Origin of the sequence: Streptomyces sp. NPDC001744 (assembly GCF_042892575.1) — a bacterium.
Lineage (GTDB): Bacteria > Actinomycetota > Actinomycetes > Streptomycetales > Streptomycetaceae > Streptomyces.
Genome location: NZ_JBIAUG010000012.1, coordinates 1 through 14,213, shown reverse-complemented (window position 1 = coordinate 14,213; position 14,213 = coordinate 1). Strand labels below are relative to the sequence as shown.

Annotated in this window: 10 protein-coding genes; 7 read left to right on the top strand and 3 right to left on the bottom strand. The window is 73.6% G+C overall.

The annotated features are described in order from the left end of the window. Positions 1-321 precede the first annotated feature (321 nt). The 3 genes from ACFYZY_RS16165 (at position 322) to ACFYZY_RS16155 (ending at position 4,307) form a co-directional block, all read left to right on the top strand. Positions 322-1,554 (top strand): arginine deiminase, encoded by a 1,233-nt coding sequence (locus tag ACFYZY_RS16165; protein WP_388694030.1) that lies wholly within the window; start codon positions 322-324, stop codon positions 1,552-1,554. 122 nt (positions 1,555-1,676) lie between these two features. Further along, a complete protein-coding gene (argF, locus tag ACFYZY_RS16160) occupies positions 1,677-2,708 on the top strand; it encodes an ornithine carbamoyltransferase (RefSeq protein ID WP_388694028.1) in 1,032 nt (343 codons plus the stop codon). Positions 2,709-2,828: 120 nt separating this feature from the next. Then, positions 2,829-4,307, top strand: coding sequence for an amino acid permease (locus tag ACFYZY_RS16155; RefSeq protein WP_388694025.1), 1,479 nt, complete (start codon positions 2,829-2,831; stop codon positions 4,305-4,307). A 42-nt stretch (positions 4,308-4,349) separates the two neighbouring features. Here the strand turns inward: ACFYZY_RS16155 and ACFYZY_RS16150 are convergent, their stop codons facing one another. Then, positions 4,350-6,002, bottom strand: a complete 1,653-nt coding sequence (locus tag ACFYZY_RS16150; protein WP_388694022.1) for an AMP-binding protein — start codon at positions 6,000-6,002, stop codon at positions 4,350-4,352. Between the two features lie 411 nt (positions 6,003-6,413). On the opposite strand from ACFYZY_RS16150, the gene ACFYZY_RS16145 reads away from it, so the two are divergent. Further along, complete coding sequence (locus ACFYZY_RS16145) at positions 6,414-7,973, top strand: MFS transporter (protein WP_388694020.1); 1,560 nt, start codon at positions 6,414-6,416, stop codon at positions 7,971-7,973. Here the strand turns inward: ACFYZY_RS16145 and ACFYZY_RS16140 are convergent. Continuing rightward, entirely contained in the window at positions 7,970-8,830 is an 861-nt protein-coding gene (locus ACFYZY_RS16140) for a PASTA domain-containing protein (RefSeq protein ID WP_388694017.1), read from the bottom strand. The two genes, ACFYZY_RS16145 and ACFYZY_RS16140, sit on opposite strands and share 4 nt — an antisense overlap. A gap of 156 nt (positions 8,831-8,986) precedes the next feature. Continuing rightward, complete coding sequence (locus tag ACFYZY_RS16135) at positions 8,987-10,174, bottom strand: alpha/beta hydrolase (protein ID WP_388694014.1); 1,188 nt, start codon at positions 10,172-10,174, stop codon at positions 8,987-8,989. Between the two features lie 273 nt (positions 10,175-10,447). Here ACFYZY_RS16135 and ACFYZY_RS16130 point away from each other — a divergent pair, with 273 nt between their 5' ends. The 3 genes from ACFYZY_RS16130 (at position 10,448) to ACFYZY_RS16120 (ending at position 13,796) form a co-directional block, all read left to right on the top strand. After that, positions 10,448-11,803, top strand: coding sequence for an erythromycin esterase family protein (locus ACFYZY_RS16130; protein ID WP_388694011.1), 1,356 nt, complete (start codon positions 10,448-10,450; stop codon positions 11,801-11,803). A 204-nt stretch (positions 11,804-12,007) separates the two neighbouring features. Continuing rightward, complete coding sequence (locus tag ACFYZY_RS16125; RefSeq protein WP_388694008.1) at positions 12,008-12,970, top strand: trypsin-like serine protease; 963 nt, start codon at positions 12,008-12,010, stop codon at positions 12,968-12,970. A gap of 166 nt (positions 12,971-13,136) precedes the next feature. Continuing rightward, entirely contained in the window at positions 13,137-13,796 is a 660-nt protein-coding gene (locus ACFYZY_RS16120) for a DUF6518 family protein (protein WP_388694005.1), read from the top strand. Positions 13,797-14,213: the final 417 nt, after the last annotated feature.

Below are 14,213 nucleotides of genomic sequence, written 5' to 3'. Positions count from 1 at the left end.
GAGCCGACGGCCGGTCCGGTTCCCCGCCGCGCAGGAGTCCTGGGCGGACGCCGCCGTTTCCGGCCTCGTACGTCCTCCGTCCGGGCCTCGTACGTCCTCCGTCCGGGCCTCGTACGTCCTCCGTCCGGGCCTCGTACGTCCTCCGTCCCAACCTCGCGCGTCCTCCGTCCCGGGGTCGCGCTCCGGGGTGGAGGGAAGGCGCGCCGTCGCGGCCGCGCACCGGAGCCCCGGGCTCCCGGTCCCCGGGACGCTCCCGCCGCGCCCCGGCCCCCCTGCCGCGAAACACGCGCCACCGACGTCCCGCTCCGTCAGGATGGACGCATGGGATTCCATGTCGATTCCGAGACCGGGCGGCTGCGCCGCGTCATCCTCCACCGGCCCGATCTGGAGCTGAAGCGGCTCACCCCGACCAACAAGGACGCCCTCCTCTTCGACGACGTGCTCTGGGTGAGACGGGCCCGGCAGGAGCACGACGGCTTCGCCGACGTGCTGCGCGACCGGGGGGTGGAGGTGCACCTCTTCGCGGACCTCCTGAGCGAGTCGCTGGAGGTGCCGGCCGCCCGCGCGCTCGTCCTGGACCGGGTCTTCGACGAGAAGGAGTACGGCCCGCTGGCCACCGACCACCTGCGGGCCGCGTTCGACTCCCTCGACGCCGTCGCGCTCGGCGAGGTGCTCGTCGGCGGGATGACGAAGCGGGAGTTCCTGGCGGCGCACCGGGAACCGACCTCGGTCCGTTTCCACGCCCTCGACCTGGACGACTTCCTCCTCGGCCCGCTCCCCAACCACCTCTTCACCCGGGACACCTCGGCCTGGATCTACGACGGCGTCTCCATCAACGCCATGCGCTGGCCGGCCCGGCAGCGCGAGACGGTGCACTTCGAGGCGATCTACAAGCACCACCCGCTCTTCACCGGCCCCGGGGCGGGCCCCTTCCACCACTGGTCGGAGGGGCAGGCGGACTATCCGTCCACGATCGAGGGCGGGGACGTCCTGGTCATCGGCAACGGCGCCGTGCTCATCGGGATGAGCGAGCGCACCACCCCGCAGGCGGTGGAGATGCTGGCCCGGGGCATGTTCGCGGCGGGCTCGGCGCACACGATCGTCGCGCTCGACATGCCGAAGCGGCGCGCGTTCATGCACCTGGACACGGTGATGACGATGGTGGACCGGGACACCTTCACCCAGTACGCGGGGCTCGGCATGCTCCGCTCGTACACGATCGAACCGGGGGACGAGGGCCGTCCCCTGCGGGTGACCGACCATCCGCCGGAGCGGATGCACGCCGCCATCGCGGCGGCCCTGGGGCTCCCGGAGATCCGGGTCCTCACCGCGACCCAGGACGTGCACGCGGCCGAGCGCGAGCAGTGGGACGACGGGTGCAACGTGCTGGCCGTGGAGCCGGGGGTGGTGGTCGCGTACGAGCGGAACGTCACCACCAACACGCACCTGCGCAAGCAGGGGATCGAGGTGATCGAGATCCCCGGCAGCGAACTGGGCCGGGGGAGGGGAGGCCCGCGCTGCATGAGCTGTCCGGTGGAGCGGGACGCCGGCTGAGGGGGAGGGGCGCGGGGAGGGAAGGGTCCCGGAAAGGGGGGCTGTATATAAATGTTGAACTGCGTATACACTTCCAGCGTCCCCGACCGCAGTCCCCGACCGTACCCTCAGGAGCGCGACCCATGGCCACAGACCTCACCGGCCGCCACTTCCTCAAGGAGCTGGACTTCACCGCCGAGGAGTTCCGCGCCCTGGTCGCGCTCGCCGCCGAGCTCAAGGCCGCCAAGAAGGCGGGCACCGAGGTGCGGCGGCTGTGCGGCCGGAACATCGCCCTGATCTTCGAGAAGACCTCGACCCGCACGCGCTGCGCCTTCGAGGTCGCCGCCGCCGACCAGGGCGCCTCCACGACCTACCTGGACCCCTCGGGCTCCCAGATGGGCCACAAGGAGTCCGTCAAGGACACGGCCCGCGTCCTCGGCCGGATGTTCGACGGGATCGAGTACCGGGGGGACAGCCAGGCCACGGTCGAGGAGCTCGCCGCCTTCGCGGGCGTCCCCGTCTACAACGGCCTCACCGACGACTGGCACCCCACCCAGATGCTCGCCGACGTCCTCACCGTGACCGAGCACACGGACAAGCCGCTGGACGCCGTCGCCCTCGCCTACCTCGGTGACGCCCGCTTCAACATGGGCAACTCCTACCTGATCACCGGCGCCCTGCTCGGCATGGACGTCCGGATCGTCGCCCCGAAGGCGTACTGGCCCACCGAGGACGTCGTCGCGGACGCCCGCAGGCTCGCCGAGGCGAGCGGCGCCACCCTCACCCTCACCGAGGACGTGGCGGAGGGAGTCCGGGGCGCCGACTTCGTGGCCACCGACGTCTGGGTCTCCATGGGCGAGCCCAAGGAGGTCTGGGACGAGCGGATCGCCGCCCTCGCCCCGTACGCCGTGACCATGGACGTGCTGCGCGCCACCGGGAACCGGGACGTCCGGTTCCTGCACTGCCTGCCCGCCTTCCACGACCTGGGCACCGCCGTCGGCCGCGACATCCACGCCCGGCACGGCCTGACCGAGCTGGAGGTCTCCGACGAGGTCTTCGAGTCGCCCCACTCGATCGTCTTCGACCAGGCGGAGAACCGGATGCACACCATCAAGGCCGTCCTCGTCGCCACCCTGGCGGGGGCCGGGGACGCCCCGGCGGCCCCCGGGGCATAGCTTTGCTCCTGATTGGGTGAATATGCGGGGTGCGGTTTACGATCGCACGGTTCAGGGGGGTTCGGGCGAGCAGGCCCGGACCCCCCTCGCGCGCGCACGCACCAGAAACGAGAACCCCGCATGTCCCCGTCCACTCCGCGACCCCCCTCCGCCCCCGCGCGGACCGCCCCCTCCCGGCGGATCAAGTCGCCGCAGCGGCTCATCGCCGAGTCCGGCACCGACCTCGAGGGCCACGGCCTCAAGCGCACCATGGGCCTCTTCCAGCTCGTCTGCTTCGGCGTCGGCGCGATCGTGGGCACCGGCATCTTCGTCGGCCTCTCCGACAGCGTCGCCAAGGCGGGTCCCGCGGTCGTCGTCTCCTTCGTCCTCGCCGCGGTCACCTGCGTGTTCACCGCCTTCTCCTTCGCGGAGCTGGGCGGCGCGATCCCGGTCTCGGGCTCCTCGTACTCGTTCGCCTACGCGAGCCTCGGCGAGCGGTCCGCCTTCCTCGTCGGCTGGTGCCTGCTCCTGGAGTACGGCGTGTCCGTCTCGGCGGTCGCGGTCGGCTGGAGCCAGTACCTCAACGAACTCCTCGACAGCCTGACCGGATGGCAGCTGCCCGCCGCGCTCTCCGCCGGACCGGGCGAGGGCGGAGCGGTCAACCTGCCCGCCGTGATCGTGATCCTGCTCGCCGCCACCCTCCTCGTGCGCGGGGTCCGGGAGAGCGCGCGGGCGACCGCCGCCATGGCCGTCCTCAAGATCGGCATCCTGCTCGTCTTCTGTGCCGTCGGCTTCTCCGCCTTCCAGGACGGACACCTCTCGCCGTTCGCGGGCAGCGGCCTCGGGGGCATCACGGCGGGCGCCTCCGTGGCGTTCTTCTCGTACATCGGCTTCGACGCGATCACCACGGCCGGCGAGGAGGTGAAGGATCCGCGCCGGAACGTCCCGATCGCCATCCTCGTCTGCATCGGGATCGTCACCCTGCTCTACTGCGCGGTCGCGCTCTCGGCGATCGGGGCGCTCGGCGCCGACGAGGTCGCCGGCCGCCCGGCCGCGCTCTCGCTCGTCGTCGACCGGGTCACCGGCTCGTCGGCGGGCGGCGGGGTCATCGCCTTCGGCGCGGTCGTCGCCATCGCCTCCGTCGTCCTCGCGGTGATGTACGGGCAGACCCGCATCCTGATGTCGATGTCCCGCGACGGGCTCGTGCCCCAGGTCTTCGAACGGGTCTCGCCGAAGACCGCGACCCCGGTCGCCAACACGTGGATCGTGGCCGCCGTCTTCGCCGTGCCGGCCGCCTTCGCCCCGCTCGACGTGGTCGTCAACCTGACCACCATCGGCACCCTCGCCGTCATGGCGGTCGTCAACCTCGCGGTGTTGGTGCTGCGCCGCCGCGCCCGCGACCTGCCGCGCTCCTTCCGGGTGCCGTTCTTCCCGGTCAGCCCGCTCCTCGGCATCGGCTTCTGCCTGTACCTCATCTGGGGCACGGGCTGGCGCACCTGGCTGCAGTTCGCGGTGTTCCTCGGGGCGGGCGCCCTGCTCTACGCGGTCTACGGACGCCGCAACTCGCGGCTCGCCGCGGCGCCGGAGGAGACCGCCGGGCCGGTGCCGCCGGGGGCGTGAACCCGACCGGGCACCCCGCCCGGTCCGTCCGGCATCCCCCGCTCAGGCGCTCTCCGCCCGTACCGGTTCCCGCAGCCGGAAGCGCTGGAGCTTGCCCGTCGCCGTGCGCGGCAGCGCGTCGAGGAAGACGACCTCGCGGGGCGTCTTGTACGGGGCGAGGCGGGCACGGACGAAGGCCCGCAGCGCGGCGGCCGTGCCCGCGTCGCGCGGCACCCCCTCCCGCACCACCGCGTACGCCACCACGACCTGGCCCCGCAGCTCGTCCGGACGGCCGACCACCACCGCGTCGATCACGTCGGGGTGGCCGAGGAGCACCTCCTCGACCTGGGGGCCCGCGATGTTGTATCCGGCCGAGATGATCAGGTCGTCCGCCCGGGAGACGTACCGGAACAGGCCGCCGGGCTCGCGGACGTACGTGTCGCCCGTGACGTTCCAGCCCTCCCGCACGTACCGCTCCTGGGCGGCCCCGTCCCCGTCCGGGCCGGTCAGATAGCGGCAGCCGACCGGGCCGCGCACGGCGAGCAGCCCCTCCTCGCCGTCCGGGACCTCCCGGCCGTCCGGGCCGACCACCCTGGCCCGCCAGCCGGGGACCGGGCGGCCGGCCGAACCGGGGCGGGCGTCGCCGTCGGCGGCGGCGAGGAAGATGTGCAGCAGCTCGGTCGAGCCGATGCCGTTGATCAGGCGCAGGCCCGTGTACCGGTACCAGGCCCGCCAGGTCGCCTCCGGCAGGTTCTCCCCGGCGGAGACGCAGCGGCGCAGCGAGCCGAGGTCCGGGGCGGCGCTCCGGACCGGTTCGGCGAGCATGGCCCGGTAGGCGGTCGGGGCGGTGAGGAGCACCGAGACCCGGTGCCGCGCGATCGCCGTGAGGAGCTGCTGGGGCCCGGCCTGTTCGAGGAGGACCGTGCTCGCCCCGGCCCGCAGGGGGAAGACGACGAGCCCGCCGAGGCCGAAGGTGAAGGCGAGCGGCGGCGAACCGGTGAAGACGTCGTCGGGCAGCGGACGCAGCACGTGCGCGGAGAACGTGTCGGCGACGGCCAGGACGTCCCGGTGGAAGTGGACGCAGCCTTTGGGACGTCCGGTCGTGCCGGAGGTGAAGGCGATGAGGGCCGCGTCGTCGGCGGCGGTCGCCACCGCCTCGTACGGGCCGGGGCGCCGGGCGGCGAGGGTCAGCAGGTCGTCCGGGCCGTCCCCGCCGAAAGGGGTGACGCGGAGGCCGGGAATCCGGGCGGCGAGCAGCCCGTCGAGGGAGCGGACGTCGCAGAGCGCGTGGGTGCAGCGGACCGTCTCCGCCATGAAGGCCAGTTCGGGGGCGCGCTGCTGGGCCAGAACGGTGACGGCGATGCCGCCCGCCTTCATCACGGCGAGCCAGCAGGCGGCCAGCCAGGGCGAGGTCGGTCCGCGCAGCAGGACCCGGTTGCCGGGCACGAGCCGCAGATCGGCGGTGAGGACGCGGGCGACGCGGTCGACCCGGTCGAGCAGTTCCCCGTAGCTCCAGACCCCGCCGTCGTCGTCGAGGAAGGCGGGCCGGTCGGCACCGAACCGCTCCACCGTGCGGTCGAGCAGCTCCGCGCCGCAGTTGAGCCGGTCCGGATAGACCGGTCCGGGGAGACCGAGGAGGAGCCGGGGCAGGCGGTCCGGCGGCGGCAGCCGGTCGCGGGCGAAGGTGTCGAGGTGGGCGGAGGGCGTCAGCTCCACGGGTCCGTCCCCCTGCCGTGACGGGGCCGCCGGCGCGCCGGGGCCCGGGCGGCGGCCGGTGGGACGCGGCGGGCGCGGCCCGGCGCGGCGCGGCGGGGCCGCCCCGGAACGGCGGCGGCGCGGGGACGCCGCGGGGCGTCGGGACGGCGAAGGCGCCGGAGGGCGCCGGGAAGGGCCCGCATGTCCGCATTCTCACCCGGTTCCGGGCGGACCACCCGGCGTACGGGTCCGGGCCCGGCCCGGGAGGGCGGCCCCCTCCCGTGTCCTTCGGCGTCCCGGCCGGTCCCGCACCCGCTTGATCGACTGGTCACCCGTTCGGGCCGGCCTTAGGGTCGTGAGGGTGGACTGACGGCCGTGGACCGACCGGCCACGGCGGCTCCCTCCGGTGAGGGCTCAACGCCATGAACGCTCATGTCTAGCACTCCGAAGCCGACGGCTCCCGCGGCGACGGCCTCCCGCGGAGGCGGCGAGGACGGCAAGGGCATCGCCCTGTTCGTGATCGCCTCCTGCCAGCTGATGGTCGTCCTCGACATCACGATCGTGAACATCGCGCTCCCGCACATCCAGAGCGCGCTCGGCTTCTCCACCACCAGCCTGGCCTGGGTCGTCAACGCCTACACGCTCACCTTCGGCGGACTGCTCCTCCTCGGCGGGCGCTTCGGGGACATCCTCGGCCGCCGCCGGGTCTTCATGGCGGGCGTCCTGCTCTTCGGGCTCGCCTCGCTGTTCTGCGGACTGGCCCAGAACGAGTGGCAACTCCTGGCCGCCCGCGCCCTCCAGGGCGTCGGCGGCGCCATCGCCTCGCCGACCTCGCTCTCGCTGATCACCACGACCTTCGACGAAGGCCCCGAACGCAACCGCGCCTTCGGCGTGTTCGCCGGCGTCTCGGCCGGCGGCGGGGCGATCGGCCTGGTGGCCGGCGGCATGCTCGTCCAGTGGCTCGACTGGCGCTGGATCTTCTTCGTCAACGTGCCCATCGCCCTGCTCATCGCCTTCCTGACGCCCCGCCACGTCAAGGAGTCGGAGCCGCGGCCCGGCCACTTCGACCTCGCCGGCGCGCTGACCTCGACGCTCGGCATGGTGGCGCTGGTGTACGGGTTCATCCGCGCCGCCCAGGAGGGCTGGCGCGATCCGTACACGATCGGCTCGTTCGTCGCGGCGGTGCTGTTCCTCGCCCTGTTCCTCCTGGTCGAACGGCGCTCCCGGCAGCCCATCACCCCGCTCCGCATGTTCGCCGACCGCAACCGCTCGGGCACCTACGGCATCATGCTGTGCCTGGCGGCGGCGATCTTCGGGATGTTCTTCTTCCTCACCCTGTTCGTGCAGCAGGTGCTCGGCTTCAGCCCGTTGAGGGCGGGTCTCGCGTTCCTGCCGATCAGCGCGATCATCGCGGTCGGCGCGGGACTCACGTCCACCCTGCTGCCCCGGTACGGCCCCAAGCCCTTCATGGTGACGGGTTCGGCGCTCGCGGCCGCGGGCCTCTCCTGGCTGACCCTGACGGACGTGCACTCGACCTACCTGGGGAGCATCCTCGGCCCGGTTCTCGTCTTCGGCCTCGGCATGGGCCTGATGTTCGTCTCGCTGACCGTCATGGCGCTCTCGAACGTCGAACAGCGGGACTCGGGCGCGGCGTCCGGCCTGCTCAACGCCATGCAGCAGGTGGGCGGCTCGCTCGGCCTGTCGATCCTGGTCACGGTCTTCGGCACGGCCGGCCGCAACGAGGCGGAGAAGCAGGTGCCCGCCTTCCTCGCGCAGGCGAGCCCCCTGGAGAAGGCCCGGTTCGCCGAGACCGGTGTGCTCCCGAAGCCCTGGAGCGACCAGGTGCTGACCGCCGGCGTCTCGGCGGGCTTCGTGACGGCGGCCGTGTTCGCCGCCGTCGGCGTCCTGATCGCCCTCTTCGTCATCCAGGTCCGCCCCTCGGACCTCGAACGCCTCAAGGGCGGCGCGGGCATGATGCCGGGCGGCGGTTAGGGCGTCGGCTCGGGCCGCAGCCGGGCGTACGGTTCGTCGGGACAGGCGGCGTCCGGCGGGGCGAGCTTGAGGTACGCGGTCACGTACTGCGGGTTCTCCAGCTCCTTGCCCGGCCCCGGGTCCTGGAAGCAGACCTTCCACCCGGCCGGGTCGGCGGGCAGCGTGACGTCGGTGTAGACGCTCTCCGGCCGCACCCTCCCGACCCCGGCCGCCTTCAGGGTCTCGCCGGCCCGCGCGAAGGTCCCGCCGGCGACGTCGGGCATCGCGGGCCAGGGGATCTCCTCCCCGTCCGCCGAGGGGCAGGGCGCCCCGACGCGGACCACCCCGAGATCGAGCACGGGCCGGCCCCCGCCCCGCTGTCCGGCCGCCGTCTGGAAGCACACCTTCCAGCCGCCCGCGTCCCACTGCCCGTCGTCCCGGTCGGAGGCGTCGTGCGTCACGACGTCGTACCCGGCCCCGTCCGCGACCCTCCGTGCCTCCTTGAGCACCTTCCCCACGAGCCGCGGCGGCCCGGCGGGCGTCGCGGCCGGGGAGGGGATGCCCGTGGAAGCAGACGGGGAGGCGGGAGTGGAGGCGGAGGCGGCGCCGTCCCCCGGTCGGCCGCCGCCCTTCGCCCCTCCGGCCTCCCCCGGCTCTTCCGACGGGTCACTGAAGAGGAGGAAGGCGAACCAGACCACCGCCGCTACGGTGGCGGCGATCTTCCCCTTCCGGTTCCAGGGACTCAGCCACGCGAGCGCGATCCCGACCGGCGGCAGCACGACGAGCGCGCCGACGACGAGCACCGGATGCTGCCACCAGCGGCGCGGAGCGGGCGGGGCCGACGGCGGCGGGGGAGCGACGGAGGAGTACGGATCCACGGCTGGATCGTAGGCCCGCCGCCGGGACCGCGGGCGGCTTGTGCCGGGATCGGGGCCGAACCGGGCCCGCCGTCCGGACGGTTCCGGTGGTCCCAGGACATCGCGTGGATCATGCGGAGGGTGCCGGTCCGGGTCCTGCCGGGTCCGGACCGCTCCTCACCGGGTGAGGTACCGCCGGAAGAAGGCGCCGATGTAGGCCGCGCCGATCCGGCGCTGGGCGGTCTCGGTCAGCTGGGGCTCGTAGGCGGAGCCGCCGGGTTCCGCGCACTGGCCGGGGCGGGCGTCGTCGTGGCCGGCGTCGTCACCGGCCGCGACCTGTCCGCCGGACGGTGACCACTGGGTGTTGAAGTAGTTGTGGTTCGCGCCGGGGATCTCGATCCGGTGGAATCCGGCGGAGCTTCCGGCGGTCGCGTCGGCGGCGAAGGAGAGGGCCTCGCGGCCGACCTGGCCGTCGCAGGTCCCGAGGACCACGGCCACGGGCACCTTCGTGATTCCGTACGCGGTCATGTCCTCGGTCATGACGTTGTAGGCGGGGGCCAGGGCCATGACCGCCCCGACCCTGACCCCGGCGGGCCACCGGTCCCGGTGGCGGTCCGCCGCCTGCCACGTCACGCCCGCGCCGCCGCGCGAGTGGCCCATGGTGCCGACGTTGTCCAGGTCGACGTGGTGCCGGAAGTCGACGCGTCGCGGCTCGCCGGTGACCGCGTCGCGGAACGCGCCGGCGAGACTGCCGCGGCCCGAGGTGGCGAGTTGCTGCCACAGGGCGAGGTGGCGGTTGATCAGGTCGGCCCGCGCGGAGGCGTTCTCGTCGCCCGACACCGACGAGGCGTTGATGCCGTTGGCGCGGACGGACACCACGATGAAGCCGTCGCGGGCCAGTTCCTCGCCGAGGTAGTCGTAACCGCGCTCGTTGGGGAGGAGAGGGGTGCCCGGGGCGCAGGGCCAGCTGAACAGCTTCTGGCCGGCGGCCGCGTACGCGTCCCAGTCCCCGGCCTTCTCGGCGGCGGCGCGGGCCGCCTCCGCCGAACGGTCCGCGCAGGTCTCGTGCCAGCCGTGCAGCAGGACCACGAGCGGCCTCGGCGTGGTGTCGAGGTCCTTCGGGTGGTGCACCGTCGCGGCGATCTCGACCGGCTCCCCGGTCCCCGGCACCCGGTGGGCCCGGTCGCCCAGGTCGTACGTGAGGGTGGCGACGCCCCGCGACTCCCGGGCCGGAGCGTCGAGGGGCGCGGCGGACGCGGGGCTCCCGAGCAGGACCTGGGGCAGGAGGAGGGCCGTGGACACGGCGAGGGCGCGGGCCCGGGGCAGGCGGCGGCGGGTGGCGGGGGGCGTGTCGTCGTACGTCACAGGACGGTCTCCACGATCGTGAGGGCGGGCGCCGGCCCCGAGGGACCGGACGGCGGCTTCATTCCGACAGACGTCCGGCGGGGGCCGGGGTTGCGGGCCCCGTGAAACCCGTACGACCGGGCCCTCCCCGGCGCAAGGGGGGGATGACCCCCGCCCCGGTGCCGGGACGCCCCCCGGCGAAGACGGTGGAGTGCTCCAGCGCGATCCGCCCCGTACCGGACGAAGATCGTTTCATCGGCTCGGAGAGTCGCCGCACACGAGGAGTGATCGACCATGCGTGACCACAGGAAGACGACCGGCCGGTGGGGGGCGCTCGTACTCGCGGGCGTGCTCGCCGCCACGGCGCTGACCGCCCCGGTGGCTTCCGCGACATCGGCGGACTCCGTCGCGGCGGGCCGGGAAGCGGCCGTCGTGCGCTTCCTGGAACGGGACGCGCACCCGCTGCGTTCCACGGAGCCCGGCGGCGGGACCACGGACCTCCGGGCGCTGGGCGCCATGGTCGGGAACGCGAAGGTGGTGGGTCTCGGAGAGGCCACGCACGGTTCGCACGAGTTCTTCGCCATGAAGGAACGCGTCTTCCGGTACCTCGTCGAGGAGCGCGGTTTCACCACCTTCGCCCTGGAGATGAGCTGGTCGGCGGGGCTCAGGATCGACGAGTACCTCCAGGGCGGGCCCGGCGACCCGCGGACGATCACGGAGGAGACGCTGGCCGGATCCCCTTGGGAGCGCGAGGAGTTCGTCAGCCTGATCGGCTGGATGCGCGAGCACAACCGCCGTCGCCCCGGCCACCGGGTCCACTTCATGGGTGACGACCTCGGGGCGCCCAAGCTCGGCGACCACGTCTTCGACCGCGTGCTGGCGTCCGTGCGCGCGACCCGGCCGGAAGCGCTGCCCCGGCTCACCGGGCTGTACGCCGGGCTGCGCCCCTTCGACGACGTCTTCGCCTACCTGCGCAGGCCGGTCGCGGAGCGGAAGGAGAACGCCGCACGCGCCCAGGAGGCGTTCGACCTGGTCGCCGGGGGCCCGGGGGCCGACGACGACGCGTACGCGTGGACCGTGCAGCACGCCCGGAACATCGCGCAGACCTTCGCCTTCGCCGCCGTCGACCTCGCCGACCCGGACTCGGTCACGGCCGCCGAGCACCTGCGCGACCGGGCCATGGCCGACAACGTGCTGTGGTGGCGGCGCCACACCGGCCACAAGATGCTGCTGTCCGCCCACAACGGCCACGTCGGGTACCTCTCCACCCATCCGGACATGTACCCGGAGACCCAGGGCGCCGTCCTGCGCGACCGCCTGGGACGCGACTACGCCGCGATCGGCCTCAGCTTCGCCGGCGGCTCCTTCCTCACCAAGGACACCTCCCTCGACGGGGACTGGAAGCCGGTCACCGTCCCGGCGGCACGTCCCGGCACGAACGAACACACCCTGGACCGGGTCGGGTACCGGGACTTCTACCTGGACCTGCGGACCGCGTCCGGCGCCGCCCGCGCCTGGCTCGACCGCGCCCGGCCGGTCTACGACGCCGGCTCGACCTTCACCCCCGACCCCCTGCCCACCCTCGCCCTCGGGCGCGCCTACGACGTCCTCGTCCACCTCCACCGGGTCCGGGCCGCCGACAAGCTCTGAACGACCCCGGCGGCGACCGCCGGACCCGCCCCGCCCGCTCGTTCCGGGGCGGCCGTCCGCTCCCGGGGCGAGCGGGGCGGGGGATGTCCCCACCGTCCTCGCCCCCGCTGCCCGGACCGCGTGTCCACCTGCCGGCGCCATGGTCCGGCGGACCTCCGGCGACGAGGCTGAACGCGTACACCTTCTCGAACAAAAGGAACTCCTGTGACCAGCCTGAAGCCGTCCCGCCGCCGTACGGCCCGCACCGCCGTCGTCGGCACCCTCGCCGCTGCCGCCTGCGTCGTCCTCACGGCGGGCAGCGCCGGGGCGATTGTCAACGGTGGCGACTCCACCGAGGCGTACCCCTTCATGGCGACGATCCCGGAGTCCGCCCCGAAGTACGGTCTGCTCGACGGCGTCTGCGGGGCGTCGCTGATCGACCGGCAGTGGGTGCTGACGGCGGCGCACTGCGTGACGGGCGACGGGCTCGAACTGGAAGGCGTCGTCCGGGTCGGCAGCGACCACCGGAAGTCCGGGGGCACCGTCCGGAAGATCGACCGCGCCTTCGTCCACCCCGGCTACGCGAACGGCGACGGGAAGGGAGCCAACAAGGACGACATCGCGCTGGTCCGCCTCGACCGGCCGGTCGCCCAGCAGCCCGTCGGGATCGCGAAGGAGGCGGGCCGGCCGGGCACCGCGACCCGGCTCATCGGCTTCGGCACCACCGTCGACGGCGCGTTCGCGTTCGCGGACCGGCTCCAGGAGCTGAACACCCGCCTGGGCGCCGTGTCCGAGTGCGCGCCCGGATTCGCGGACCCGACCCGGCTGTGCACGATCAGCCCCGCGCCCGGGGCCATGGCGTGCTCCGGGGACTCCGGCGGCCCCCAGGTCCGGAAGGGCCGGAACGGACGGTGGGAACTCGTCGGCGTCACCTCGGGCCCCGGCGCCCCGGACGTGCCGTGCTCGAAGGGCCCCGGTCTCTACACCAGCGCGCCCGCCTACGCGCACTGGATCCGGAAGACCATGAAGGACAACGCCGTCCGTACACCGGCGGGGGACGGCACCACCCTCGCCGAGACCGGTACGAACGACAGCACCGCGGCGCTCGCCGGCGTGGCGTCGGCGCTGGTCCTCGCGGGCGGTACGGCCGTCGCGCTGCACCGCCGGAAGGCCCGCCGCTCCGCCTGACGCTCCGGGCGGGCGGGCGGGCGAGCGAGCGGGCGGTCGGTCGGTCGGGCGGGCGGGCGTCGGCGGAGCCCCGGGATCCGGCAGGCCGAGGCAACCCCTCGCCCACCCCGTGCATCTTTACAGCCACAACAGGGGGCGTGAGGCCCCGCAGCCTTCGAAAGAGACCGTGAGCGCCGCCATGAACGCGTCCCCCGTCACCGCCCCGGTGCCCGACACGGACAGAACCGCCTGGGTCCACGCGACGGCGTCGGCATGCGTCGGAGGAATCCTCCTCGGTGTCCTGACCAACCTGCTCCAGGGCTGGCTCCCGGGGGTCTGGAACCAGATCCCCAACTCCGGTGCGGTCTGGTCCGTCGCCGCGTTCGCCGCGGGCGCGCTGCTGGCCCGGCGGGTCGGCCTGCCCGTGGCCGCCGTCGCGGGCCTGCTCGCCGAGTCCGGCCTCGTCGTCGGCTACTACGGCTACGCGGAGGTCGCGCGCGACGGCATGGGCTCCCTGTTCGCCCCCCTCGTCTGGCTCGGCATGGCGTTCGTCGCCGGCCCCCTCTTCGGGGTGGCGGGCTCCTGGTGGCGGGACACCGACCCGCGCCACCGCGTCATCGGCCTCGCCGCGCTCTCGGGCGTCTTCGGCACGGAGGCCGTCCACTACGCCTGGATCCTGCACTACGCCCCCCAGGCATGGGCGTGCCTCGCCGTCATGGTCCTCGTGCCGCTGCTCATGGGCCGCACCCACAGGGAACGCGCGCTGACCCTCCTGACCGCCGTTCCCTTCTCGCTGCTGGCCTACCTCATCTTCTACAAAATGATCCTGATGACCCTCCTCGGCTGAGGGCGCGGGGCGACGCGGGGCGGCTGGCAGCACGGGGGCGCCCGAAGCCGCGACAGGCGGCTTCGGGCGCCGCTTCGGCCCTGCGGGCCGCGGACGGGGTCACGCGAACGGCCCGAGGGGCGGAAGGCCGACTCCAGCAGCCCCGTGACGTCGAACCCGGTCTCCGACCGGCCGCGCGAGTCCGCGAGTCTTTTCCGGGCCGCGGTGTCGACCGCAAGCCGGAGAGGACGTCGAGTGAAGCCCACTGAGCCTTTTTCATCCTGCCCCTGAAGGACTATAAGGCCTGGTCAGCTGGGGTGGTGACGTGACAGAGCCCCCGGTTGTTGGCGGTGTTGATTCCACTCGACACTGCCGACAGCCCGGGGGCTCTGTTGGTTCCGTATCCTGCCATGCTCGACGTCTCGTACGAGCTGGTCG